This is a genomic window from Streptomyces sp. NPDC056160 (assembly GCF_042268205.1).
In the GTDB taxonomy this organism is placed as follows: domain Bacteria; phylum Actinomycetota; class Actinomycetes; order Streptomycetales; family Streptomycetaceae; genus Streptomyces.
The window spans coordinates 1-24,992 of the sequence record NZ_JBHJUW010000017.1; the positions used below are offsets into that span (position 1 = coordinate 1).

Annotated in this window: 21 protein-coding genes and 2 tRNA genes; 18 read left to right on the plus strand and 5 right to left on the minus strand. The window is 72.5% G+C overall.

The window, feature by feature from the left end; all coding sequences use genetic code 11:
* Positions 1-55: 55 nt before the first annotated feature.
* The 3 genes from ACFC02_RS08770 to ACFC02_RS08780 all read right to left on the minus strand — a co-directional run bounded on the left by ACFC02_RS08770 (position 56) and on the right by ACFC02_RS08780 (position 6,709).
* Positions 56-2,257 (minus strand): trypsin-like serine protease, encoded by a 2,202-nt coding sequence (locus ACFC02_RS08770; protein ID WP_376354155.1) that lies wholly within the window; start codon positions 2,255-2,257, stop codon positions 56-58.
* 76 nt (positions 2,258-2,333) lie between these two features.
* Positions 2,334-2,852 (minus strand): hypothetical protein, encoded by a 519-nt coding sequence (locus ACFC02_RS08775; protein ID WP_376354158.1) that lies wholly within the window; start codon positions 2,850-2,852, stop codon positions 2,334-2,336.
* Positions 2,853-3,337: 485 nt separating this feature from the next.
* Positions 3,338-6,709 (minus strand): ALF repeat-containing protein, encoded by a 3,372-nt coding sequence (locus tag ACFC02_RS08780; RefSeq protein WP_376354161.1) that lies wholly within the window; start codon positions 6,707-6,709, stop codon positions 3,338-3,340.
* 418 nt (positions 6,710-7,127) lie between these two features.
* On the opposite strand from ACFC02_RS08780, the gene proB reads away from it, so the two are divergent.
* From proB to ACFC02_RS08805, 5 genes are all read left to right on the plus strand, one after another.
* A complete protein-coding gene (gene proB / locus ACFC02_RS08785; protein ID WP_376354164.1) occupies positions 7,128-8,255 on the plus strand; it encodes a glutamate 5-kinase in 1,128 nt (375 codons plus the stop codon).
* Positions 8,256-8,394: 139 nt separating this feature from the next.
* Positions 8,395-8,922: a hypothetical protein gene (locus ACFC02_RS08790; protein ID WP_376354353.1), complete on the plus strand. Its 528-nt coding sequence runs from the start codon at positions 8,395-8,397 to the stop codon at positions 8,920-8,922.
* Positions 8,923-9,117: 195 nt separating this feature from the next.
* Positions 9,118-10,404, plus strand: a complete 1,287-nt coding sequence (locus tag ACFC02_RS08795) for a glutamate-5-semialdehyde dehydrogenase (protein WP_376354166.1) — start codon at positions 9,118-9,120, stop codon at positions 10,402-10,404.
* A 93-nt stretch (positions 10,405-10,497) separates the two neighbouring features.
* On the plus strand, positions 10,498-11,097 hold the full coding sequence (locus ACFC02_RS08800; protein ID WP_376354169.1) for a hypothetical protein: 600 nt from the start codon (positions 10,498-10,500) through the stop codon (positions 11,095-11,097).
* A gap of 89 nt (positions 11,098-11,186) precedes the next feature.
* The gene (locus ACFC02_RS08805; RefSeq protein WP_376354172.1) at positions 11,187-12,308 is read left to right on the plus strand and encodes a hypothetical protein; all 1,122 of its coding nucleotides are present in this window, start codon (positions 11,187-11,189) and stop codon (positions 12,306-12,308) included.
* 35 nt (positions 12,309-12,343) lie between these two features.
* Here ACFC02_RS08805 and ACFC02_RS08810 read toward each other — a convergent pair whose 3' ends face one another.
* Positions 12,344-13,492, minus strand: a complete 1,149-nt coding sequence (locus ACFC02_RS08810) for a M48 family metallopeptidase (RefSeq protein ID WP_376354175.1) — start codon at positions 13,490-13,492, stop codon at positions 12,344-12,346.
* Positions 13,493-13,594: 102 nt separating this feature from the next.
* On the opposite strand from ACFC02_RS08810, the gene ACFC02_RS08815 reads away from it, so the two are divergent.
* The 10 genes from ACFC02_RS08815 (at position 13,595) to ACFC02_RS08860 (ending at position 19,365) form a co-directional block, all read left to right on the plus strand.
* Positions 13,595-13,759 carry a hypothetical protein gene (locus ACFC02_RS08815; protein WP_360973493.1) on the plus strand — a complete coding sequence of 55 codons (165 nt, stop codon included), beginning with the start codon at positions 13,595-13,597 and terminating at the stop codon, positions 13,757-13,759.
* A 499-nt stretch (positions 13,760-14,258) separates the two neighbouring features.
* The gene (locus ACFC02_RS08820; RefSeq protein ID WP_376354179.1) at positions 14,259-14,414 is read left to right on the plus strand and encodes a hypothetical protein; all 156 of its coding nucleotides are present in this window, start codon (positions 14,259-14,261) and stop codon (positions 14,412-14,414) included.
* 43 nt (positions 14,415-14,457) lie between these two features.
* Positions 14,458-15,132 carry a nicotinate-nucleotide adenylyltransferase gene (nadD, locus tag ACFC02_RS08825; protein ID WP_376354182.1) on the plus strand — a complete coding sequence of 225 codons (675 nt, stop codon included), beginning with the start codon at positions 14,458-14,460 and terminating at the stop codon, positions 15,130-15,132.
* Between the two features lie 16 nt (positions 15,133-15,148).
* Positions 15,149-16,987: an LCP family protein gene (locus ACFC02_RS08830; protein WP_376354185.1), complete on the plus strand. Its 1,839-nt coding sequence runs from the start codon at positions 15,149-15,151 to the stop codon at positions 16,985-16,987.
* Positions 16,988-17,064: 77 nt separating this feature from the next.
* The gene (rsfS, locus tag ACFC02_RS08835) at positions 17,065-17,511 is read left to right on the plus strand and encodes a ribosome silencing factor (protein ID WP_376354188.1); all 447 of its coding nucleotides are present in this window, start codon (positions 17,065-17,067) and stop codon (positions 17,509-17,511) included.
* Entirely contained in the window at positions 17,502-18,179 is a 678-nt protein-coding gene (locus ACFC02_RS08840) for a histidine phosphatase family protein (protein ID WP_376354191.1), read from the plus strand. Before rsfS ends, ACFC02_RS08840 begins: the two co-directional genes overlap by 10 nt.
* A 201-nt stretch (positions 18,180-18,380) precedes the next feature.
* Positions 18,381-18,453, plus strand: a tRNA-Ala gene (locus ACFC02_RS08845).
* 287 nt (positions 18,454-18,740) lie between these two features.
* Positions 18,741-18,914, plus strand: coding sequence for a hypothetical protein (locus tag ACFC02_RS08850; RefSeq protein ID WP_376354194.1), 174 nt, complete (start codon positions 18,741-18,743; stop codon positions 18,912-18,914).
* A 3-nt stretch (positions 18,915-18,917) separates the two neighbouring features.
* Entirely contained in the window at positions 18,918-19,151 is a 234-nt protein-coding gene (locus ACFC02_RS08855; protein ID WP_006136074.1) for a hypothetical protein, read from the plus strand.
* Between the two features lie 141 nt (positions 19,152-19,292).
* Positions 19,293-19,365 (plus strand) — tRNA-Ala (locus ACFC02_RS08860).
* Between the two features lie 102 nt (positions 19,366-19,467).
* Here ACFC02_RS08860 and ACFC02_RS08865 read toward each other — a convergent pair.
* The gene (locus ACFC02_RS08865; protein ID WP_376354369.1) at positions 19,468-19,722 is read right to left on the minus strand and encodes a hypothetical protein; all 255 of its coding nucleotides are present in this window, start codon (positions 19,720-19,722) and stop codon (positions 19,468-19,470) included.
* A gap of 447 nt (positions 19,723-20,169) precedes the next feature.
* Here ACFC02_RS08865 and leuS point away from each other — a divergent pair, with 447 nt between their 5' ends.
* The 3 genes from leuS (at position 20,170) to ACFC02_RS08880 (ending at position 24,846) form a co-directional block, all read left to right on the plus strand.
* Positions 20,170-23,052, plus strand: coding sequence for a leucine--tRNA ligase (leuS, locus tag ACFC02_RS08870; protein WP_376354199.1), 2,883 nt, complete (start codon positions 20,170-20,172; stop codon positions 23,050-23,052).
* Between the two features lie 129 nt (positions 23,053-23,181).
* A complete protein-coding gene (locus ACFC02_RS08875) occupies positions 23,182-23,928 on the plus strand; it encodes a hypothetical protein (protein ID WP_376354201.1) in 747 nt (248 codons plus the stop codon).
* A gap of 72 nt (positions 23,929-24,000) precedes the next feature.
* A complete protein-coding gene (locus ACFC02_RS08880; protein ID WP_376354203.1) occupies positions 24,001-24,846 on the plus strand; it encodes a DegV family protein in 846 nt (281 codons plus the stop codon).
* Positions 24,847-24,992 lie beyond the last annotated feature (146 nt).

Here is a 24,992-nt window from a genome sequence, read left to right on the forward strand (position 1 = left end):
CAGCCCCGGCACCGAGTGCCGGGGAAGCCCCCTTTTCCGTCGAGTCCGGCGGGTCCTAGCGGACCACGTAGCCGAAGCGGCCGCCGGCCGCCGGCAGGCCGTCCTTGCCGGGCTGGTACGTGGTGATCGCCGCGTTGGAGCCGCCCGCGGTCACGTTGGACAGCGGCAGGGCGTAGACCGTGCCGTAGCTGCCCGGACCGTAGGGCATGCCCAGGTACAGCTTGGTGCCGCTGTAGTGGATGCTCTGGCCGAGGTGCTGGTCGGCACCGGCCGGACCCGGGATGCCGGAGGTGCCGGCCTCGATCCAGCGGTTGTTGGCGCCGGGCGAGCCGATCAGCGAGAAGGTGGTGATGGCACCGGCCTTCGCGGTGGTGCCGATGGCCTCGTCGGTGATGCCGACGGCCAGCTTCATCGTCGCCGTGGTGCTCACCGCGCGCGGGGCGGTGTTCACGGCGGCCACGGCCGTGCCGAAGCGGTCACCGGCCTCGGAGGTGCCGGGCACGGTGTCCGTACCGGTGCCGGACAGGTACGAGTTGAGCTGGGTGTACTTGCCGTCAGCGCCGATGCGGAAGGTCTGCACCATACCGGCGTCGGTCTTGTTGACGCCGTCGACGGACAGGTCCTCGCCCGGTACGCCGACCACGAGGATCGACTCGTTGGCACTGGCCGCCCCCGACGGGCGGTAGGGCACCATGGCCACGGACTTGCCGAACAGGTCACCGGCCTCGGCGCCGCCGGAGACGGCGTCCAGGTCCTGGTCGAGGCCGAACAGCGGGGTGGGCCGCTTCTCGGAGTTCAGCTGGTGCGAGAAGACCGCCAGGTTGCCGGCGTCCGCGTCGGTGCCGATGGTCTCGTTCGGCGCGGCGATGACGATGTGGTTGGCGTCGGCCGCGACCGCGCCGCCGAAGCCGTCGTTCGCCTCCACGGCGCCGGGCACGCCGGTGCTGTCCTGGCTGATGGCGATGTTGGTGTCGCCGTGCACGTAGAAGGCCATGCCCGCCTTGGCGACCGAGCCGATGGCCTCGCCCGGGGAGCCGATTACGACGAACGGCTCGCCGGCGGCGGTGACGCCGGCCGCGATGGCCTGGCCGGTGCGGTCCCCGGCCTCCGCGGTGGAGGACTTGAAGGAGCCGGTGCCCGAGCCCTGCTCGAAGTGGGTGTCCTTGAGGGAACCGGTGCCGATGCCGCCCGGGGCGCCGTACAGGATGTCGGCCATGCCCGCGTCGGCGGCGGTGCCGAGGTCCTCGGAGGGGGTGCCGACGACGAGGTCGGTGCAGCCGTCCTCGTTGTAGTCGACGGTGTCCATGGCCTCGCCGAACCAGTCGCCCGCCTCGGAGCCGCCCGGCACCCAGTCGAGGTCCTGGTTGATCTCGGCGGTGCCCTTGCCGCCGCCGTAGACGATGCGGACGACGCCGGCGCCGTCCTTGCCGGCCACGGCCGCCTTCGGGTCGGCGATGGCGACGTCCTCGACGCCGTCGCAGTTGAAGTCGGTGATGCGCGCGGAACCGGTCTTGGAGTTCACCCAGGAGGCGAGGTCGTCGACCCGCGTGGTGATGCCACCGGTGCGGGTCTCGGCCGGGTCGATGCCGAAGCAACCGCCCTGGTAGGAGCGGCTGTTGAGGGCGACCAGCTGGGGCGTGCCGCCCGCCGACCGCACCACCGGACCGCCGGAGTCGCCCATGCAGGCGGCGGCGTCCTTGCCGGTGACGGTGGCCGTGGTGGCGTCGGCGGCGTCCACGCCCAGCGTGCCGGTGTGCAGCTTCAGGGGCGCCCACTCGGTCTTGTTGCGCCCGTAGCCGGCGAACTTCAGCTCCTCGCCGGCGGCGGGCGCGGTGGTGGCCAGGGCCACGGGGGCGACGTTGGTGACCGGGCGGTTCAGCCGGGCCAGGACCACGTCGCGGTCGGCGCGGGGCACCAGCTCGACGACCTCGCGCACGGCTCCGTCGGTGCCGCTCAGGTCGGCGCGGCCGATCGTCGCGGTCGTCTTCGACTTCGGCTTGCCGGCGGGCACGGTGAGGTCGCTCGCGGGGTTGTCGGCGAAGCAGCTGGCCGCGGTGAGCAGCCATTCGGTGTCGACCAGGACGCCGGAGCAGCCGTGGTCGTGGTCGCCGACGATGACCTGCGCCGTGTAGGCGAAGGAGGCGTCGGCGACCGGCGTGCCGGTGACGGCGGACGCGGGCGCGGCGCAGAACGCCAGCGGGCCCGCGATGACCGCGGTGGCGAGTGCGGCGAGACGCACGTGTCTGGTGGGTGGCATGTGGTGATTCCTTGAACGTGAGGTCCGCGGGACCGAAGCGGCCGGCGGATCGGCTGGCGAACGGTGCCGGGCGCGGCTACTTGGAGGTGCGGATCTCCACGAGCATGTGCTCCCGGCCCTGCGGGTCCGCGCTCTCGCCGACCGCGGTCCAGGTGTTCTTGGCGACGTCGAAGCTCTTCTGCTCCGAGTCGACGGTCATGTCCACCTGGGCCGCGTAGTCGTTGCCGCGGACGGCGTAGACGGAGGGGATCTCCAGCGTCAGCCAGCCGGTGTTCCCGGTGACCTGGAAGCAGATCTTGTCCTTGCTGCGGGCCCAGACCTCCAGGAAGCCGGTGCCGCTCGCGCAGTCGGCGAGCGTGATGTGGCCGTCGCCGCGCTTGAGGACGATGTTCTTCTCGGCGAGGATCTTGTCGGCGCCCGGGTAGTTGAAGTCCTCCACGGCGTAGCCGGGGGCCTCGCCGGCGACGGAGGTGACCGCGTCGGCCTTGTCGCCCTTCGCGGAGGCGCCGCCCGTCAGCGTCGTGAACGCCAGGGCACCCGCGGCCGCGGCAGCCAGAACGGTGCCGGCGATCCTTCTCTGGTACGGCTTCGCCATTACGGCACGTGCCTTCATCACAGTCCTCACTGGTCGGCTCCGGACGGAATGGACCGGAGCGCTTTTCATACAGCGCTGTGAAGGCAGCCGGAAGTGACGTGCAGTGCCCCCACTCCCGGCAGTCGAACGAACGGCGGCCGTGCCGCCCTGCCGTTCATTCGGCGTGGGGCTTCGACCGGACTTGTGTCCGACTACCGGGAAACTGCTCGAACTTGGCTATAAAACCCTCTGCGGTGAACCCTTGTCCACTTCGCAAAGTACCTAAATGGGGCGTAAAGCGGGAGTCTCTTTGTGAGGTGAATCACAGGAGGGCGATGTTTCTCGGACGGTCCGCGAGAACGCCGGAAATCACCCTCACGATAACCGATCGACGGACATTCCAGGGAAAGCAGCGCAAGCGCGGTCGGTCTTTCGGGAATTCCGCAAGGGCCGGCGGCGGAAACACCGCACGCCGGCCCTTCCCGGATACTTTTACGACGGCCCTGTCAGAACAGCGACCCGAGCAGGCCGGTGACCGGCGAGATGAGGTCGTGCCCCGCCTGCGTGAGCTTGGTGGCGACCTTCGCCCCGCCGAGCGCGCCGATCCACTTGGACTGACCGAACGTGATCAGACTCAGGGCGGCACTCCCGAGGGAGGACTGGAACTCGCTGCTCGTCCAGCCGTAGCCGATTCCGGTGAACAGGACGTTCAGTCCCGTGAAGGCGAGCGAGGCATATCCGAATCCGGCCGCGATGCCTTCGAGGGCCACTCCGGCCGGCGGGAAGAAGACACCCACCCCGAGGCCGACCAGGCCGATGCCCACCGAGGCGAAGCCGGTGCCGATGCTGGCCCAGTTCGTGGCGTTCGCCAGCCACCGGGCGTCCTTCTTCCACCAGGGCAGGCCGCCCTTGACGTCGTCGTTGTCGGACGTGTCGGCCGGGTTCTGGCCGGCCTCCTTGGCCTTGCGGGCCTGCTCGGCCGCCGCCTTGGCCGCCGCCGCGATCTCCGCCTTGCGCTTGGCCGCGGCGATCTGGTGGGCCTGGCTCGCCGCCGCCGCGGCGGTCTGCGCGTCCTTGCCCGCCTGGACGGCCGAGGCGCGGGCCGAGTTCGCCGACGCCTGCGCCGAGTTCGCCGACGCCACCGCACGCTGTGCGGCGTCCACCGCGCGGTTGGCGGAGTAGTTCGCCGAACGTGCGGCCGTGCGGGCGGTGGCCGCCGCGGCCTTCGCCCGGTCGGCGGAGGCCTGGGCGTCCTTGGCCGACTGCTCGGCGGCGTCCGCGTTCGCGTCCGCCTGCTGCGCGGACGCGGCGGCCTGGTCGGCGGCCTTCTTCGCCTTGTCCGCCCACTGGAGCGCCTCGGTGGCGGCGTTACGGGCCTTGGCCGCCGCCTCCTGCGCCCGGGCGGCGTCCTCCTGCGCCTTGTTCGCGATCTTCGCGGCGGCGGCGATCGCGCCCTGCACGGCGGCGATGTGCGCGGCCGAGTCGTAGTCGAGCTGCGCCGTCTTGTACTGCACCGAGGCGATGAAGTTGCGACGCATCCACGTCGGCCCCTCCATCGCGGCCTGGGCGTGCGCCTTGGTGTACGGGCCGCCCTTGTCGATGAGGGCCGCGGTGGCGACCGCGTCGTCCTCGCGCTGCGCCGCCTCGTAGGCGACGCTGAGGAACTGGTGCAGGGCCTCGGCGGTCCCCGCGTTCAGGGCGTCGTTCGCCGCCTTCGTCACCGCGCTGCCGGGCCCGGCGGCCAGGACGCGGGAGACCGCGACGCGGTTGTCGGTGGCGGCGGCCTCGACCACACCGGTGGCGAGGAAGGCGGTACCGGCGTCCGGGTCGTCGTTCTCCAGGGCCCTGGTCGCGGCGTCGGCCACGTCCGGCGTGGTGATCTGCGCCAGGTACAGGACGGTCTCCCGGTCGTCCTGCTTCTGCGCGAGCGCCCGGTCGGTGTCGATCCAGCCGTGCACGTCGGCGTCCGCGCCGGACAGCGCGAACCGCGCCGCCTCGCGCGACCAGGAGCCGCGCGAGTCCATGTGGGCGAGCGCGGCCTTGCGCCCCAGGGTGGCGGCGAGATTGAGGTCGCCCGCCTTCAGCGCCGTCTCGGCCTGGGTGACGAGGTCCTTGGTGGCCTGCTCGGCCTGGGAGGCCTGGGTGCGCTTCTCGGCGTACTCCGCCCGCTCCCGGTCCTCGATCTGCGCGAGGTCGCGGGCTTCCTCCAGGGCCTGCTTGACGTCCTCGTCCAGCCGCTGCCACTCGGCGTCGCGGGCCTGCTTCTCCACCGCGACCGCCTGGTTGACGGCGTCGGTGGCGGTGTTGGCGGCCTTGGTCGCCTCGTTGGCGAAATCGGTGGACTTCTTCGCGTACTCGACGGCCTGGCCCGCGTACTTGACGGCCCACTCGGCGGCGTCCGCGGCCTTGTCCGCGTGGTCGGCCGCACTGTTGGCGGCGTCCCGAGCGGTGCGCGCGGCACTGGCCGCGGTGTTCGCCAGCGCCTGCGCCGTACCGGCCGCGTTGGTGGCGATCTGTGCGTTGCTGCTGGCGATCTGCGCCTGGCGCTTGGCCTCCGCGGCCTCCGCCTGCGCCTTGCCCGCGGCGGACGCCGCGGTGGCGGAGGCGTTCGCGGCGGCGGCGGCGTTGCGGGCGGCCGAGGCGGCGGCCGAACCGGCGCTCGCGGCCTGCGCGGAGGAGGTGGCGGCGTAGTCGGCGGCCTTCGCGGCGCTGCGCGCCTTGGCGGCGGCGTTGCGCGCGGCGACTGCGGCGTCCTTGGCGGCGGACGCCTTGGAGGCGTCCTTGGAGGCGGCGATCGCCGCGTTGTAGGCGCGGGCGGCGGCGGAACCGGCGGTGGCCGCTGCCTGGCTCGCGGCGGTGGCGGCGTAGGCGGCCCGGCGGGAGGCCTGCACGGCGGCGTGCGAGGCGCGGATGGCGACGCGCGAGGAGTCGGCGGCGCCCTGCGCGGCCTGGGCCGCCTTGCGGGCGGCCTTGCCCGACTTGACCACGTCGTCCTGCGCGGCCTGGGCCTCGGCCGCGGCCTTCTCGGCGGCCTCCTTGGCCTTGGCGGCGGCCTCGACGGCGCGGGCGGCGGCCTCCTCGGCCTCCTTCGTCTTCGCGTCGGCGATCTTGCCCTCGCGCTCGACGACCGCGACCAGTTCCTCGATCTTGGCGGACTCCTGGTCCCGGGCGCGGGCGATGTGCTGGCCGGTGTCGAGGAACCACTCGATGTCGTCGGCGGTGCCGTCCAGCGCCCGGGTGGCGTACTTCTGCACCTCGGGGCCCGCGTTCACGGTGAGCGCGGACACCTCGAAGCGCATGTCCTCCAGGCGGGCGCTGTACTGCCCGTCGGTGAGGAAGTTCTCCAGGGCGTCCTGGGTGCCCGCGTTCAGGGCGGCGTCGCCGTCACGGCGCACGGCCTTGTCGCCGGTTGCCATCACCGTGCTGGTGGCGACGCGCAGGTCCTCCACGATCGCCGTCTTGAAGCCGGTGCCGAGGTAGTCGGCGATGGCGGCGTCGCCCCCGTCGAGCGCGGCCGCGGCGGCGCGCCGGGTGCCCGTGCCGCCGGCGGCCAGGGAGGTCAGGATGGCGACACGGTTGTCCTCAGCCGTGGCCGCCGGGAGTTCGCCGGTCAGGAAGGTCTGGATGTCGGCGTCGGTGCCGGTCAGCGCCAGCTCCGCGGCGGCGCGCACGGCAGGGCCGCCCAGCAGCCACGCCTTCACGGTCTTCGCCCGGTCGGTGTCGGGCAGTTCGAGCGGATCGCCGTCGTCGCCGGCCGGAGGTGTGTCGGCGGCCCAGGCGGCTACGGGGTTCAGGACGAGGCTGGAGGTGGTGGCGACGGCCGCGGTGGCCGCGAGGGTGCCGAGAACGCGTCGTCTGCTCCAGTAGGTGGTGTCCAAAGCTGTCCTTCGTATCGGTGCCCGACGGCTGCGCGAAGACGGCGGGATGCCGCCGGACAGACTGGATGCCCGCCGCGCGCATGTCCCCCCGTTGGTGCAGAAGTTGAGCAGGGACACGACAGAGCGCCACGCGAAGATACGCACTTTGGAGGGCGTGTTGAACACCTGTGGAGGTCTCGTTGGCCAAATGCGAGCGCTCATGGACGTTTTCGCGCCATCTTCGGCGCACCCGGCCGTGGCCACAGGCGGGTTGAGCGGTACCTGAGAGACACGTCACGTTTCGGTCGCGCCACAGGGTGCGATCCGGTCATTCGTCCGCGTACTGGACGAACGAGCGGTGGCCGGCCGGCTCGCGTAGATTGCGAGGCGGATCACCGGCGAACGGGATCACCGGAACACGGAGGGGACGGGCAGCAAGGTGGCAGGGGCAAGGCAGGCCGTGCGCGAGGCCCGCAGGATCGTCGTCAAGGTGGGCTCCTCGTCGCTGACCACCGCCGCCGGCGGCCTGGACGCCGACCGGGTGGACGCCCTCGTCGACGTCCTCGCCAAGAGCAGCGGCCCCGGCCGCAAGGAGGTCGTCCTGGTCTCCTCCGGTGCCATCGCCGCCGGCCTCGCCCCGCTCGGCCTGCGCCGCCGCCCCAAGGACCTCGCCCGCCAGCAGGCCGCCGCCAGCGTCGGCCAGGGCCTCCTCGTGGCCCGCTACACCGCCTCCTTCGCCCGCTACGGCATCCGCGTCGGCCAGGTCCTGCTGACCGGCGACGACACCAGCCGCCGCGCCCACCACCGCAACGCATCCCGCACCCTGGACAAACTGCTGGCCATGGGCGCCCTGCCGGTCGTCAACGAGAACGACACCGTCGCCACCGACGAGATCCGCTTCGGCGACAACGACCGCCTCGCCGCCCTCGTCGCCCACCTCGTCCGCGCCGACCTGCTCGTCCTGCTCTCCGACGTCGACGGCGTCTACGACGGCGACCCCAGCCGCCCGGGCACCTCCCGGATCACCGAGGTGCGGGGCCCCGCCGACCTGGCCGGGGTCGAGATCGGCAGCGCCGGAAAGGCGGGCGTCGGCACCGGCGGCATGGTCACCAAGGTCGAGGCCGCCAGGATCGCCGCCGCCGCGGGCATCCCCGTCGTCCTCACCAGCGCCGTGCACGCCGCCGACGCCCTGTCCGGCAACGACACCGGCACCTACTTCCACCCCACCGGCAGGCGTTCCGCCGACCGCCTGCTGTGGCTCCAGCACGCCTCCACGCCGCAGGGCGCCCTCACTCTCGACGACGGCGCGGTGCGCGCGGTCGTCGAGGGCCGCAAGTCGCTGCTCCCCGCGGGCATCGCCGCCGTCGATGGCGACTTCACCGCAGGCGACCCGGTCGAACTGCGCGACGGCCGCGGCCACGCCGTCGCCCGCGGCCTCGTCAACTTCGACGCCAAGGAGATCCCCCTGCTGCTCGGCCGCTCCACCAGGGACCTCGCCCGCGAGCTGGGACCGGCGTACGAACGCGAGGTCGTACACAGGGACGACCTGGTGGTCCTGGAGCCGTAATGGGCCGAAACGTCCGGCCCTGCGGTCCCTGAAGGTGGGGGACCTTCCGCAAAACCGCCCCATGGAGCCGTAGGGCCTGCTGCACTTTGTCCCAGGGACATTCCGCGAGCACTGGGTGAAGGAGGCCGTCGTGAGACGAGTGCGCCCTGGGGCCACGGCGTCCCGCGGTGGTGCCGGCGGGTCCCCTTCCCGCGCACCCGGTGAGGAGCGCGCCCTGACCAGCGTCGCCGCCGGCGACCGGTACGCGCGCGAACAGCAGGACCGGCAGCGCGAGGGGGAGCGCGGAACACGGCAGGCGCACGACGGGCGCGGGCGACCGGCGGAACTGCCCCGGCTGTGGCACATCACCCTGCGGGTCTCCGGCACCGGAACCCCGCTGCAGGAGGTCAGGCGCGGCCTCGAGCAGCTCGCCCACGACCACCCCTTCCTGCTCACCAGCCGCTATGCCGACGACCACGCCGAGATCCGCTACTGGGAGGAGGCCCGCGACCTGCACGACGCGGCGGCCGTCGCCCTGCGCCTGTGGGGCGAGCACCGGCAGAGCGCCCAGCTGCCGCCCTGGGAGATCGTCGGCCTGGAGGTCATCGACCGCGAGACGTACCACCAGCGCCTGGCCGAGGGCTACGGACCGCCCCCGGCGACCCCGGTCGGGGTCCACCCCTTCTGACCCGCTCCGGCCCCGACCGGGCCCCCGCTCCGGTCCCGCCGAGCCCCCGCGGCGGCCCCGACCGAGCCCCCGGGCCGCCCGGACCGAGCCCCCGGCCCGGTCCCGTCGGCCGAGGCCGTCCCGCCGGTGGCCGCGGGCGTCTCGCGGTGTGGAACAGCGCGTGAACGCCCCAGCTCGGCGCACTACGCTTCCTCCATGACCACGCTCTCGCCGTACGACTCGATGTCCCCGGTGGCCCAGGCCGCCTACCGGGCCAAGGCCGCCGCAGCCGACCTCGCGCCGCTGCCGCGCGCCGAGAAGGACGACGCGCTGCTCGCCATCGCGGACGCCCTGGAGGTCCGTACCAGCGAGATCGTCGAGGCCAACGCGCAGGACGTCGCCAAGGCCCGCGCGGCCGGCACCAGCGAGACCGTCGTCGACCGGCTCACGCTCACCCCCGAGCGGGTGCGCGCCATCGCCGCCGACGTGCGCGACGTGGTGGCGCTGCCCGACCCGGTCGGCGAGGTGGTCCGCGGCTCCACCCTCCCCAACGGCCTGGACCTGCGCCAGGTCCGCGTCCCGCTCGGCGTGGTCGGCATCATCTACGAGGCCCGCCCCAACGTCACCGTGGACGCCGCCGCCCTGTGCCTGAAGTCCGGCAACGCGGTGCTGCTGCGCGGCTCCGCCTCCGCCTACGCGTCGAACACCGCCCTGGTCCGGGTGATCCGCGACGCGGTCGGTGGCGCCGGGCTGCCCGCCGACGCCGTCCAGCTCGTGCCGGGCGAGAGCCGGGAGAGCGTGCGCGAGCTGATGCGCGCCCGCGGCCTCGTGGACGTGCTGATCCCGCGCGGCGGAGCCTCCCTGATCCGCACCGTGGTCAACGAGTCCACCGTCCCCGTGATCGAGACCGGCACGGGCAACTGCCACGTCTACGTCGACGCCCGGGCCGACCTCGACATGGCCGTCGACATCCTGATCAACTCCAAGGCGCAGCGCCCCAGCGTCTGCAACGCGGCCGAGACGCTCCTCGTCCACCAGGACATCGCCGCCGAGTTCCTGCCGCGCGCCCTGGACGCCCTCGCCGACGCCGGGGTCACCGTGCACGCCGACGAGCGGGTCATGGCCTACGCCAAGGGCTCCCGGGCCACCGTCGTCGAGGCCACCCCGGAGGACTGGGACACCGAGTACCTGTCCTACGACATCGCCGCCGCCGTCGTCGACTCCCTGGACCGGGCCGTCAGCCACATCCGGCTGTGGACCTCCGGCCACACCGAGGCGATCGTCACCACCTCGCAGCAGGCCGCCCGGCGTTTCACCCAGTTGGTCGACTCCACCACGGTCGCCGTGAACGCCTCCACCCGGTTCACCGACGGCGGCCAGTTCGGCTTCGGCGCCGAGATCGGCATCTCCACGCAGAAACTGCACGCCCGCGGCCCCATGGGCCTGCCGGAGCTGACCAGCACCAAGTACATCGTCACCGGCGACGGGCACATCAGGCGCTGACCGGCCTCCGCCGGGCCGGACACCGAGGCCCGGACACCGGGGCCCGGGGCGGCGTCTCACCTGGCGGATGAATTTCCGTACCGTCTGCCCAAATTGACCCCCCAGGTCTACTCTGGATCCGTGCCGGAGGACGTGGGGGGCACGCCGTTCCCTGACGGCTGGGAGCCCGACGACGACCACGACCGCGGAGTGTCGGACGAAGAGTTCGCCTCCGTGGTCTTCGACGAGGCCTTCGTACGGGCGGCCGTGATCCACGAGCCCACCGCCGTCGAACGTCTCCTGGCCGCGGCACAGGCAAGAGCCGAGGCCTCCGAGGCCGAAGCCCGCCGCGCCCGTCTGAGAGCCGAGCGCTACGACGACGGCTTCGGCGCCGGCCGGCACGGTTTCGGCGCCGGGCACGAGCTCGACGACCTGGACGACCCCGACGTGCTCGAACACCGCTACGGCGGCCCGGGCGCGTTCGGCAGACAGGTCCGCTGGCACCGCCCCGTCGCCTGGGTGCTCGCGCTCGTCATGGGCATCGGCATGGTCGCGCTGGCCTTCGCGGCGGTCTACCGGGGCGGCTCCTCCGGCAGCCGCGACCAGGTGCCGCCGCCCGCCTCGACCGGCCTGGAACAGGGCAGCGCCGCCGCGCCCTCCGGGTCCGCCGCCCCCTCCCGCCCGCTCGTCCCGGCGGTTCCCCGGGCCCACTGAGCGCCGGGCGGCCGGACCGGTGAGCGCCAGTCAGAACTTGGCGCAGAGCAGCGCGTTTACCACCGCTTCGCGCGACCTACCCTGAAAGTATGGGAGGGCCTGGCGACCCGCCTGAAGGGACACCCGACGGCACCCCCTCAGGCGCGGAGGACGAATACCGATCCGTCGTCTTCGACGAGTCGTTCGTCCGTGCTGCCCGCCTCCAGGAGTACTCCGCCCGGGAGCGGATGACCGACCACACGCCCGCCGTCCGGCGCCGCCCGCACCTGCACCGCGGACTGCCGCGGCAGGCGCTGTTCCTGCTCCTGCTGATCGCCGTCGCCTTCGCCACGGCGATCTACATGGGCGTACGGACGCCCTACCGGTCCCCGCTGTCCCCGCGGGCCGTCGAACCCCTGCGGGCGGCCGTCGTCCCGCTCGTCCCCGCCGGCAAGGTGCCCGGCAGCGCCGACCTCGCACACCTGTACGCGAACTCTCCCGCCGCCCAGTTCGCCACCGGCGCCGAGGGCATCCCGCTGCCCGCCCACCGCAGCACGGAGCACTTCTCGGACAGCCAGGTCGTCGCGGCCCTGACCGGCGCGCGTGACTACATCGTGGCCTCCTCCGTCGACCCGGCGGTGCTGGTCGGAGGCAGCACGGAGGCCGTACGGGCCCTGCTGGACCCGGGCCAGCTCGACCAGTTCGACCGCAGCGTCGGCGGGAGCGCCGGCCGGGATGCCGGTGGGGGCGCCGGCCGTGGTGCCGGACGCCCGGCCGCCGGTAGCGGGGACGTGGCGGCCACCGGGTGGCTGGTCCGCTTCGACGCGCACCGGGTCGAGCTGGCCGATTCCCGCATCCGGGTGCAGGGCGGCCTCCAGGTCACCGAGGCGGACGCCGCCACCCTGGAGGTCTCCGCGGACCCCGTCCTCGTCTACGCCCTCAAGCCGGCCGGCTCCACCGCGGCCGCCCCGGCCTCGCTGTTCACCGTCCGGCGCGAACTGCGGTTCCGCTTCGACCACGACGACCTGCGGCTGCACCAGGTCCAGCTGGTCGTCTCCACCACCGAGGCGGGCCCGCTGTCCTGCGCCGACGACAACACGGACCACTTCCACCCGCTGACGGCCGGCCGGAGCGCGAAGGCGGGCGGCCCGGCCGCGACGGACCCGTACGCGCCGGACGGTCTGACCGCCGTGTGCGGCGCGCTGGCGCCGGCCGTCCAGCCGAAGGTGTGACGCCCGGCCCGCGTGGCTCCGGCGCGGCGTGACGCTCAGCCCTCGTCGCGCGGCGGGGTGCCGGACTCGCCCTCCGGCCCGCCCGTCGCACCACCCTTCTCTCCGCCGCTCTCGCCGCCCTTCGCGTCCTTTGGCGGCGCCGAGCCGGTGAACCCGCTGAAGCCGCGCCGGACCCGGTCGCCCAGGTCGCCCGCGCCGCCCGCGAGGTCGGTCACCAGCTTCATCAGCGGGTCCTTGGAGTTCTTCACGTGGTCGGCGTAGTGCGCGGCCGACTCGCGGAAGGAGTCGCTGACCGAGGTGTCCTTGTCCTCGCTGCGGTGCGGGTAGTGACCGTCCACGATCCGCTGGTAGTCGCGGGACTCGGCCCACTTCTTCAGCTCGGCCGCCCGCACGGTGGTGAAGGGGTGCGTACGCGGCAGCACGTTGAGGATCTTCAGGACGGAGTCGCGCAGGTCGCCCGCCGACTCGTACTCCTCGGCCTGCCGCAGGAACGCGTCCACGTTCATCTCGTGCAGGTGGTTGCCGCCCGCGATCTTCATCAGGCCGCGCATGGACGCCCGCAGGTCCTGGCCGACCAGCAGACCCGCCCGGTCCGCCGACAGCTCCGACTTGCGGAACCACTCGCGCAGCGCCGTCACGATCGCCATGATCGCGATGTTGCCCAGCGGGATCCAGGCCACCCGCACCGCCAGGCTGGTCAGGAAGAGCAGGATCGTGCGGTACACGGAGTGGCCGGAGAGGGCGTGGCCCACCTCGTGGCCGACGACGGCCCGCATCTCCTCCTCGTCGAGCAGCTCGACCAGCCCCGTGGTCACGACGATCACCGGCTCGTCCAGGCCGATGCACATCGCGTTGGGCTGGGGGTCCTGGCTGACGTACATCGGCGGGACCTTCTCCAGGTCCAGGATGTAGCAGGCGTCGCGCAGCATGTCGTTCAGGTGTGCGAACTGGTCGTCCGAGACGCGTACCGAGTCGGACAGGAAGAGCAACCGGAGACTGCGCTCGGGCAGCAGGCCGCTGAGGGCCTTGAAGACCGTGTCGAAACCGCTCAGCTTGCGCAGCGCGACCAGGGCGGAGCGGTCGGCCGGGTGCTCGTAGGCGCGCGAGGAGATCCCCGGGAAGCGCGTACGCCGCCGGCTCGGCGCCTGCTCGTGCCCGTCGTGGTAGCGGCCGTCGTCGGACATGTGATCCCCCATGTGCGTCTGTGTCGCCTGATGTGCCCCCGAAGCAGGGGCCAGCCTAGGCGGCGATACCGTGGGCGGGCAGCACAGCGAAGGAGTCACGCCATGGAGCACTACCCCGCAGCCGTCCGGCTGGCCGCGGCCGCGAACACCACAGCGCAGCATCAGGGATCGGGCGACCTGCTCCGCGTCGTCCTGGTCGTGATGGTCCTGGGCTGCGTGCTCACCGGCTGGTTCCTCCTGCGCGGCTACAAACGGAACGACGACTGACCCCTCCGGAAGGTTCCCGCCCCCGAGAAACGCGGGCCGCGCCCCGCCGCGGGTCCGGTGGAGGACCGCCGCCGACCAGGTCCGGGGGCGGCACGCCGCCGGGACGTGGGGTACGTCCTCGCCGCGGCGACGGGCGGGCCGCCGGGCGCGGCGCGACCGCCGGAAGGGGTTGTGGTCGCCGTCGGCGACTCGCCCCTCCGACCGCCCGCGCACCGCGATCGGCGGCGCAGGCCTGCTCGTCGGTCCCTGGGGCCCGCGCGGGTCTGCCACCCCACCGGCCGGCCCAGGTGCGGGCCGCCCGCCGGCCCGACCCCGCCCAGGGCGCCTCCACCCCCCCAGCTCCCGGCAGGCCCGCCCCCACCCAGGGCACCTCCCCACCTCCGCAGCTCCCGTGCCCTGACCGGCCGCAACCGTGGAGTCGGCGTGAGGGGCGCGGAGGCGGGCGCATACGATGGGCGGACATCTTTATCCCGCCCACACCCGGATAGGTCTGCCGAAGATGAGCATCCCCAGCACCGCAGCCCAGTTGGTCAACCTCGCCGAGGCCGAGGGCGGCAACCACGACAGCCTCAACCCCGCGGTGACGGGCGGAGCCGCCCTCGTCATCCTGCTGCTCCTGCTCTGGATCACCACCCGCTTCAACCGCGACCGCTGAGCCCGGCGGGAGCCCTCAGGCCGGGCCGGTAGGGTCTGCACGCATGGGAGAGCAGGACATGCCTACCGGTCCGGTGAGCGACACGGTGAAGCATCTCGGGGTGGGGCCCGGCAGCGGCCCGTCGTCCACGGGCAAGCGCCGCCTCGGAGTCATGGGCGGAACGTTTGACCCGATCCACCACGGGCACCTCGTGGCGGCCAGCGAGGTCGCCGCGCAGTTCCAGCTGGACGAGGTGGTGTTCGTCCCCACCGGCCAGCCCTGGCAGAAGTCCCACCGCAAGGTCTCCGCGGCCGAGGACCGCTACCTGATGACGGTCATCGCGACCGCCGAGAACCCGCAGTTCTCCGTCAGCCGCATCGACATCGACCGCGGCGGCGCCACCTACACCGTGGACACCCTGCGCGACCTGCGCGCCCTCAACCCGGACACGGACCTGTTCTTCATCACGGGCGCCGACGCCCTCGGTCAGATCCTCACCTGGCGCGACTCGGAGGAGCTGTTCTCCCTGGCGCACTTCATCGGCGTCACCCGGCCGGGCCACCATCTCACCGACCCCGGTCTCCCCGAGGGCGGCGTATCGCTCGTCGAGGTCCCCGCCCTCGCCATCTCCTCCACGGACTGCCGGGCGAGAGTCGCCAAGGGAGACCCCATCTGGTACATGGTGCCGGACGGAGTCGTGCGCTACATCGCCAAACGCGAGCTGTACCGCGGCGAGTGAGCCGAGAGGGGCACCGGTGAACGACCGATACGACGCGGGGCACGGGGACGACGGTTACGAGCTCGTCGGCTACGACGAGTACGGCAGGCCCATGTACCGGCAGGTACCGGCGCAGCAGACTCCGCAGCAGACGTACGACGCGTACGGCCGGCAGGGCTACGGCTACGACCCGTACGCGGCGGGCGCGGACGGCCGCCCCCAGCAGGGCCAGATCCCGGCCCAGGCCCAGGCCCCCGGCGACCCCTACGGGACGTACCCCGCCCACGAGGGGTACCCGGCACAGCAGCCCTACGAGGCCCCCGGGGCGCACGGGTCCTACGGGACGGCCTACGGGACCTACGACGGCACCGGCCACGGCTCGACCACCCCGTCGGCCCCGGCGGCGCCGTACGAACCGCAGGAACCGTACGCCCCGTACGACCCGTACGGGGCGGCGGCGACCAGCGGGCAGCAGCCCCGGCTCGCCGGTCAGACCGCCCGCATCCCCCAGCAGGCCGGCCCGCCGGCGGAGCCGCCCGCAGAGCCCGGGGCGGACGGGAGCGCGGGCCGCTCCGGCCGGCCGGAGGCGGGCGCGGAGGAGTACCACACCGAGCAGTTCGCCTTCGTCGAGGAGCCGACCGACGACTCCGAGGACGTCATCGACTGGCTGAAGTTCACCGAGAACCGCACCGAGCGCCGTGAGGAGGCCCGCCGCCGCGCCCGCAGCCGCGTGATCGCCCTGGCGGTGGTCCTGGCCCTGGTCGCGGTCGGCGGCGTCGGCTACCTCTGGTACGCCGGGAAGCTCCCCGGAGTGTCCTCGTCCGGCGGCGGCAGCGGCGCGGCGAGCGCCGCGGGCGCCCAGAAACGCGACGTGGTCGTGGTCCACCTGCACGACACCGCCAAGGGCGGCACGTCGACGGCGCTGCTCGTCGACAACACCACCACCAAGCAGGGCACCACCGTCCTGCTGCCCAACTCCCTCGCCGTGTCGGCCGACGACGGCACCGCGACGACCCTCGCGAAGTCGGTCAAGGACGACGGTTCCTCCGGCACCCGCGACCAGCTCGACACCGTCCTGGGCACCAGTATCCAGGGCACCTGGCGCCTGGACACCCCCTACCTGCAGAACCTCGTCGACCTGGTCGGCGGCATCGAGGCCGACACCGACGCCGACGTACCCGACCCGGACAAGAAGAAGGGCACCACGGTGCTCGTCCACAAGGGCCAGGGACAGACCCTCAGCGGCCGCATGGCCGTCGCCTACGCCACCTACCGCACCTCCGGGGAGGACCAGAACGCCCAGCTCAAGCGGTTCGGCCAGGTGATGCAGGGGGTGCTGCGCAAGATGTCCTCCGACCCGCAGGCCGCCACCACCACCGTGCAGACGCTGGCGCAGATCCTCGACCCCTCGCTCACCGACAAGGACCTCGGGACCTTCCTGGCCAAGCTCGCCGAGCTGGCCAAGGGCGGCGCCTACAAGACCGCGCTGCTGCCTGTCCAGGGCGACGGCACGCTGACCGCGCAGACCAGCGACAGCGTGGTCAAGGACATCCTGGGCGGCACCGCGAAGAGCCCAGGCCAGGGCTCGGCCGTCCGCGTCTCCGTCCAGAACGCCTCCGGCACCAAGAGCGACACCGACAAGGCGCGCGTCGCCCTCCTCAACGGCGGCTTCAGCTTCGTGGCGGCCGGCACGGCATCCGCGGGCCGGCCGGTGTCCGAGGTCACCTACGCCGACGCCGCCCACAAGAACGACGCCGTCGAGGCAGCCAAGACGCTGGGCCTGCCCGCGAGCGCCGTGAGGAAGGGCACCGTCACCGCGAACGCCGACGTCTCGGTGGTCCTCGGCCAGGACTACAAGCCCGCCTCCGCCCAGTGATCCGTCAATGACGTGGGGCGCTGTCGGCGGTCCGTGAGACCCTTGGTCTCAAGTGACCGCCGACGGAAAGCCCTGTAGTGACCGCGACCGACCGATCCCTCGAGCTGATCAACACCGCCGCCCAGGCGGCCGCCGACAAGCTCGCGCACGACATCATCGCCTACGACGTCAGTGACGTCCTGTCGATCACCGACGCCTTCCTGCTGGCGTCCGCGCCCAACGACCGCCAGGTCAAGTCCATCGTCGACGAGATCGAGGAGCGGCTGCTCAAGGAGCTGGGCGCCAAGCCGGTGCGCCGCGAGGGCGACCGCGAGGCCCGCTGGGTCCTGCTCGACTACGTCGACATCGTCGTCCACGTCCAGCACAGCGAGGAGCGCGTCTTCTACGCCCTGGAGCGGCTGTGGAAGGACTGCCCCGAGCTGGAGCTGCCCGAGGACGCCAGGGCGACCCGCGGCAAGGCGGCGGAGCACGCCAAGCTGCAGGCCGCCGAGGAGCCGGCTCAGCCGGACGGTGAGTGGCGGTGAGCAGCGCCGGTGAGGCGGCCGGCCGGCCGCCGGGCCGGGGCCGCCGCGTCATCCTGTGGCGGCACGGCCAGACGTCGTGGAACGTGGAGCGCCGCTTCCAGGGCTCCACGGACGTCGAGCTGACCGAGACCGGGGTCGGCCAGGCCCGCCGTGCCGCCCGGCTGCTGGCCTCCCTGGGCCCCGACGCGATCGTCTCCTCCGACCTGAAGCGCGCCGCGCGCACGGCCGCCGAGCTGGCCGCCCTCACCGGCCTTGACGTCGCTCGCGACGAGGGCCTGCGCGAGACCTATGCGGGTGTCTGGCAGGGCCTGACGCACGAGGAGATCATCGACCGGTACGGCGAGGAGTACGCCGCGTGGAAGCGCGGTGAGCCGGTGCGCCGGGGCGGGGGCGAACTGGAGAGCGAGGTCGCCGACCGAGCCGCCCCCGTGGTGCTGCGGCACGCGGACAAGCTGCCCGAGGACGGCACGCTCGTGGTGGTCAGCCATGGCGGCACCATCCGCACGACCATCGGCCGCCTCCTCGGCCTGGAGGCCAGGCACTGGGAGAGCCTGGGCGGGCTGTCCAACTGCTGCTGGTCCGTCCTCGGCGAGGGCGCCCGTGGCTGGCGCCTGCTGGAGCACAACGCCGGCACCCTTCCGGAACCGGTCCTCGGCGACGACACCTGAGCCACGGCCCGGGCGGAGTCCCGCGGGTCACGGCCCGGGCGGACCCGAGAGGCCGGCCCCCCGGCTGTCGGTGGGGCCGGTCCGGGGCCCCGCGGGCCGGTTCCGGCGGCCGTACGGCCCCGAGGGACCCGGATTTCACTTTCCGGCAGGTCGCAGGCTAAAGTTCTTCTTGTTCGCCCCCGCCGAGCGGGGAGAGAACGCGGGGCTATAGCTCAGTTGGTAGAGCGCCTGCATGGCATGCAGGAGGTCAGGAGTTCAATTCTCCTTAGCTCCACTGATCGGCACTCTGTGTGAGTGCGAGTGATCGGTGATGAGAATCCCGCCCCTTGAGGGGCGGGATTTTCTGCGTTCGGGCCGCCGGGTCGAGTCGCTGGGGCCTGAGGGGCGTACGGCTCCGCGACGACCCCCTCGGCGTGCGCCTGCGCGCCGGTGCGCAGGTCGGGCGGCCCGAGACGGATGCCGTGGCCGGACTGGTACCGAGGCGTCGCTGACCGTATTGGCCCGGCCGTGGCAGAATCAAACGGCCGGAAGGGGGCGCGGCCCGACTGGGAGGGAGTGGCGATGCCTGCGAGCATCCTCGAGGAGGGCGGTCACCTCCTCGACGCGGCGTTGGCACGGGACACCGTCACCCGCCTCGTCTGCCCCTCCTGCGGTTCCCTCCACGTGGCCCAGGTCCTCGGGGACAACGGCGGGGTCTCGTACGTGTGCACGGCCTGCGGCCACAGCTGGAGCTGATCGATGGGTGCACACAGGCGAAAGTGCGACTGGTGCGGCAGCGGTACGCCGATCGTCCGTGACATGGAACCGATCAACCCCGACTACCAGTACTGGTGCGAGGAGTGCGCGCGGGCGCTGATCATAAAAGGCGACCCGATCGAGACCTACCGGGAGCTGGAGGGGGAGCCGATCTACGGGCGGTTGCTGGAGGAGCACTGCACGTTGAAGCGGTTCTATTCGTTCGTCACGGCGTGAGCGCAGGTCAGACCGCGTGCACCCCCGACCGAGTGATGAATATCGGTCATAACGGGCATAGCGGAAACGGATTTGGTGAAGCACCCCCTGGACCGTGTAATGTTGGCGTCGCCGCCGGGGGAACCGGGCGGAACGAAGCAAGGGGCTATAGCTCAGTTGGTAGAGCGCCTGCATGGCATGCAGGAGGTCAGGAGTTCAATTCTCCTTAGCTCCACAGGAATCGAAGGCGGGTCATCCATCTAGGATGGCCCGCCTTCGGCGTACCGGGGGCGCGGGGCCATGCCGGGGTGCACCGGGGTGTCCACCGGGCGTCCGCTCAGCGGCCCAGCGCGCGGCGCCCCCGGCCCGGCGGGAGCACGGGCAGATTGCGCGACGGGGCCCGCGCACGGCTGTCCTCCTCGATCCGCAGGGCCAGGGCCGGGCAGCGGCGCACCGCCCGCAGCGCCTCGGCCTCCGCGTGGCGCGGCGCGGGCGAGAGCACCCCCGCGCCGAAGTCGAGGAACTCGCGGAACGGGCTGCCCGAGCCGAGCACGGTCACGGGTATGAGGAGCAGGGCGACGGCGCAGGTCACCCCGTAGGCCGAGCGGCCAGGCCGGGGGAGTGGGCCGGTACTGCGGCGAGGGATCCGTCGAGGGGTCATGGCGCAACTCCGAGCGGTTCGGGTGAGCGGCCCCTGGCGCGCACTCCAGGCCGCTCCAAACCCGGCGGTACGGCGTTTGGGTCACGGTCTTGTCATCAACGGGGTTCGCGGGGGAGTCCTCGTCCCCGGAGGGGCTGTCCCCATAGCGGCTGTTACGCCGGGTAATCACAAGGCTGTCGCGGGGCCGTCGAGGGCTGCGGTACCCTGGCGCCATGCGTGCCGTACGCCTTCTGCTTAGCGAGCCGCGCTGATCAGTCCCGACCGCCGGGCGAATCGGTTGGTCGGAATCGGCGCGGCGTCCCCTCCTGTGCGAGGGGATTTTTCATTTCCGGAAAGTCGCAGCCGCGGGCAGAGACGATCGATGGAGCTTTGAGGATCATGAGCGAGACGAACCCCGCCGCCCCCGCCGCCACGTCGGCGGAGGCTGCGCCGCACCGCTACACGGCCGCCGTGGCGGCCGACATCGAGGCACGCTGGCAGGACTTCTGGGAGGCCGACGGCACCTACGCGGCGCCCAACCCCAAGGGGGACCTGGCCGGTGACCCGGACCTGGTCGCACGCCCCGAGAAGTTCATCATGGACATGTTCCCGTACCCCTCCGGTGCGGGCCTGCACGTGGGCCACCCCCTGGGCTACATCGCCACCGATGTGTACGCCCGCTTCCAGCGGATGACCGGCCACAACGTGCTGCACACCCTGGGCTTCGACGCCTTCGGCCTGCCCGCCGAGCAGTACGCCGTGCAGACCGGCACGCACCCGCGCGTGTCCACCGAGGCCAACATCGAGAACATGAAGGCCCAGCTGCGCCGGCTGGGCCTGGGCCACGACAGGCGCCGGTCCTTCGCCACGATCGACCCGGAGTACTACAAGTGGACCCAGTGGATCTTCCTGCAGATCTTCAACTCCTGGTACGACGACGAGGCGAAGCAGGCCCGCCCGATCGGCGAGCTGATCGCCCGGTTCGAGTCCGGTGAGCGGCCCGTACCGGGGCACACGCGCGCGTGGGGCGAGCTGACCGCCGCCGAGCGCGCCGACGTCCTGGGTGAGTTCCGCCTGGCCTACGCCTCCGACGCGCCCGTCAACTGGTGCCCCGGCCTGGGCACCGTGCTGGCCAACGAGGAGGTCACCGCCGAGGGCCGCTCCGAGCGCGGCAACTTCCCGGTCTTCAAGGCCAAGCTGCGTCAGTGGAACATGCGCATCACCGCGTACGCCGACCGGCTCCTGGAGGACCTGGAGGAGCTGGACTGGCCCGAGGCCATCAAGCTGCAGCAGCGCAACTGGATCGGCCGCTCCGAAGGCGCCCGGGTCGACTTCCCGATCGACGGCGAGCACATCACCGTCTTCACCACCCGCCCCGACACCCTGTTCGGCGCGACCTACATGGTGCTGGCCCCCGAGCACCCGCTGGTCGAGAAGTTCACCCCGGCCGCCTGGCCCGAGGGCACCCACGAGGTGTGGACCGGCGGCCACGCCACTCCCGCCGAGGCCGTCGCCGCCTACCGCGCCCAGGCCGCCGCCAAGTCCGACGTCGAACGCCAGGCCGAGGCCAAGGACAAGACCGGCGTCTTCACCGGCGCGTTCGCGACCAACCCGGTCAACGGCGAGAAGATCCCCGTCTTCATCGCCGACTACGTCCTGATGGGGTACGGCACCGGCGCCATCATGGCCGTCCCGGCGCACGACAGCCGCGACTTCGCCTTCGCGCGCGCCTTCGAACTGCCGATGCGCTGCGTCGTGGAGCCCGGCGACGGCCGCGGCACGGACCCCGCCGCCTGGGACGACGCGTTCGACTCCTACGACGCGAAGATCGTCAACTCCGCCGGCGACGGCGTACGGCTGGACGGCCTGGGCGTCGCCGAGGCCAAGGCCCGCATCACCGAGTGGCTGCAGGACCGGGGCATCGGCGAGGGCACCGTCAACTTCCGCCTGCGCGACTGGCTGTTCAGCCGCCAGCGCTACTGGGGCGAGCCCTTCCCGATCGTCTACGACGAGGACGGCACCGCCCACCCGCTGCCCGAGTCGATGCTGCCCCTGGAACTGCCCGAGGTCGAGGACTACTCGCCGCGCACCTTCGACCCCGACGACGCCGACACCCAGCCCGAGACGCCGCTGTCGCGCAACGAGGACTGGGTCAACGTCACCCTGGACCTGGGCGACGGCCCGAAGAAGTACCGCCGCGAGACCAACACCATGCCCAACTGGGCCGGTTCCTGCTGGTACGAGCTGCGCTACCTGGACCCGCACAACGACCGCGCCCTGGTCGATCCGGAGATCGAGCGCTACTGGATGGGCCCGCGCGAGGGCCGGCCGCACGGCGGCGTCGACCTGTACGTCGGCGGCGCCGAGCACGCCGTGCTGCACCTGCTGTACGCGCGCTTCTGGTCCAAGGTCCTCTACGACCTGGGGCACGTCTCCTCCGCCGAACCGTTCCACAAGCTCTTCAACCAGGGCATGATCCAGGCCTTCGTCTACCGCGACAGCCGGGGCATCGCGGTGCCCGCCGCCGAGGTGGAGGAGCGCGACGGCGCGTTCTACTACCAGGGTGAGAAGGTCTCCCGGCTGCTCGGCAAGATGGGCAAGTCCCTGAAGAACGCCGTCACCCCGGACGAGATCTGCGCGGAGTACGGTGCCGACACGCTGCGCCTGTACGAGATGGCCATGGGTCCGCTGGACGTCTCACGGCCGTGGGACACGCGCGCGGTGGTCGGCCAGTTCCGGCTGCTGCAGCGGCTGTGGCGCAACATCGTCGACGAGGCCACCGGCGAGGTCACCGTGACCGACGCCGCGCCCGACGAGCAGACGCTGCGCGCCCTGCACAAGGCGATCGACGGGGTGCGCCAGGACCTGGAGGGCCTGCGCTTCAACACCGCCATCGCCAAGGTCACCGAGCTGAACAACCACCTGACCAAGGCGGACGGACCGGTCGCGCGCGCGGTGGCCGAACCGCTGGTGCTGATGGCCGCCCCGCTGGCCCCGCACATCGCCGAGGAGCTGTGGCACAAGCTGGGCCACACCGACTCCGTCGTCCACCGGGACTTCCCGGTCGCCGACCCGGCGTACGTCGTGGACGAGGCCGTGACCTGCGTCGTCCAGATCAAGGGCAAGGTCAAGGCGCGCCTGGAGGTGCCCCCGTCCATCTCCGAGGAGGAGCTGGAGAAGGTCGCGCTCGCCGACGAGAAGGTCGTCGCCGCGCTGGGCGGCGCCGCCATCCGCAAGGTGATCGTGCGGGCGCCGAAGCTGGTGAACATCGTGCCCGCCTGACGCGACGCGCACCGCTCGGGGTAGTCCCCTACGGGCAGGTTCGGGGTTCTGTCGGAACCCTGAACCTGCCCGCTGCGTTTACGGTGGAAGAGCGGCGCGGACGGTGCCGCGAAGCGGAGGAGGAGCGTCGTGGAAGCAGTCGTCGCCGTTTTCGCCGTGCTCTTCGTGCTCTGCCTGGTCCTCGGCGCCTACGCCACGGTCAAGGCGGTCGGCGCCGCCAAGCGCGGTGTGGACCGCACCATCGGCCAGGCCCGGCGCGCCGTGGAGGACCAGACCCTGCGGGCCAAGTCCTTCGCCCAGCCCGGCCCGGCCGGCGAACTGGCCCAGCTCCGGCTCACGCTGCGCACCTCGATGCGCGCCACCCAGGACGCCCTGTACGCGGGCGCGGCCGAGGACGAGTCCCTCAAGGAATCCATCGCCCTGTTCGAACGCCTCAGCGCCCACGGGCACGAGCTGGACCACGAACTGAAGCGGCTGGAGAGCGAGCCGGACCGGGCCACGCTCGCCGAGCGGCTGCCGCCGCTGAGGGAGCGGACCCACCGCATCACGCAGTCGGCCGACGCCCTGCGCTGGGCGGCCCACGACCGCGCCCGCCGCTTCGCCGACGACGACCTGGACTCCCTGAGCGCGCAGATCGGCGTGGAGGCCGACGCCCTGCGCCACTGGACCAGCGCGGAACCGGCGTCCGGCACCCCCGCGTGGGGTGAGCCCTCGGCTGAGCCGGCCCCCGGTGATGCGGACCGGCGCACGCCGCCCGCGGCCACCCGCCCGGACCCGGACACCGTCCAGGACCGCTCCCGGCCCGCCATCACCCCACCAGGACGCCGTCCCGCGTACTCCTGGCAGAAGAAGTCCCGCCCCGAGAGCACCACCTGATCCGGCCAAGCGTCCACCCGGTCAGAGGGGCTGGGCTGCCGCCCGAGCGCTACGGCAGGTAACCTCCAGCTCATGTCCCGCCATGTCGCGATCGTCACCGATTCAACGGCCTACCTGCCGCCGCGGACGATGGAGCGCCACGGCATCACCGCGGTTCCGCTGACCGTGGTCCTCGGTGACCAGGCACTCGAAGAGGGCACCGAGATCTCGACCCGCTCCCTGGCCCAGGCGCTGCAGAAGCGGCGCTCCGTCACCACCTCGCGCCCCAGTCCCGAGCAGTTCGCCGAGACCTACCGCAAGGTCGCCGAGTCCGGCGCGAGCGGCATCGTCTCCCTGCACCTGTCCGCCGAGCTGTCGGGCACCTACGACGCCGCCGTGCTCGCGGCGCGCGAGGCACCGGTGCCGGTACGGGTGGTGGACACCGGGACGGTCGCCATGGCCCTGGGCTTCTGCGCCCTGGCCGCCGCCGAGACGGCCGGCAGCGGAGGCACGGTGGACGACGCGGTCACGGCCGCCGAGAAACGCGCCGCGGGCACCTCCGCCTACTTCTACGTCGACACCCTCGACTATCTGCGCCGCGGCGGCCGGATCGGCGCCGCGCAGGCCCTGCTCGGCTCCGCCCTCGCCGTGAAGCCCCTGCTGCAACTGCAGGACGGCCGTATCGAACTGCTGGAGAAGGTACGGACGGCGTCCAAGGCGATCGCCCGCCTGGAGGAGATCGCCGCCGAGTGCGCGAGCGGGCCCGGCATCGACATCGCCGTCCACCACCTCGCCGCCCCCGACCGGGCAGCGGCCCTCGCCGACCGGCTGCGCGCGCGTGTCCCCGGGCTGGCCGACCTGCATGTGAGCGAGGTCGGCGCGGTGATCGGCGCGCACACCGGACCGGGCCTGCTGGGAGTCGTGGTCTCTCCTCGCTGAGGCGTGGGCGGACCGGACGTGCCTGGTGGGACGTGGCTGGTCGGGCGTGCTCGGGTGGCCGTGCCTGATCGGGTGGGCTTGGTCGGACGTGGCCGGATCAGAAGTGGAGGCGAGGGATCACCCGCGTGGGTGACCAAGTTGTCCAC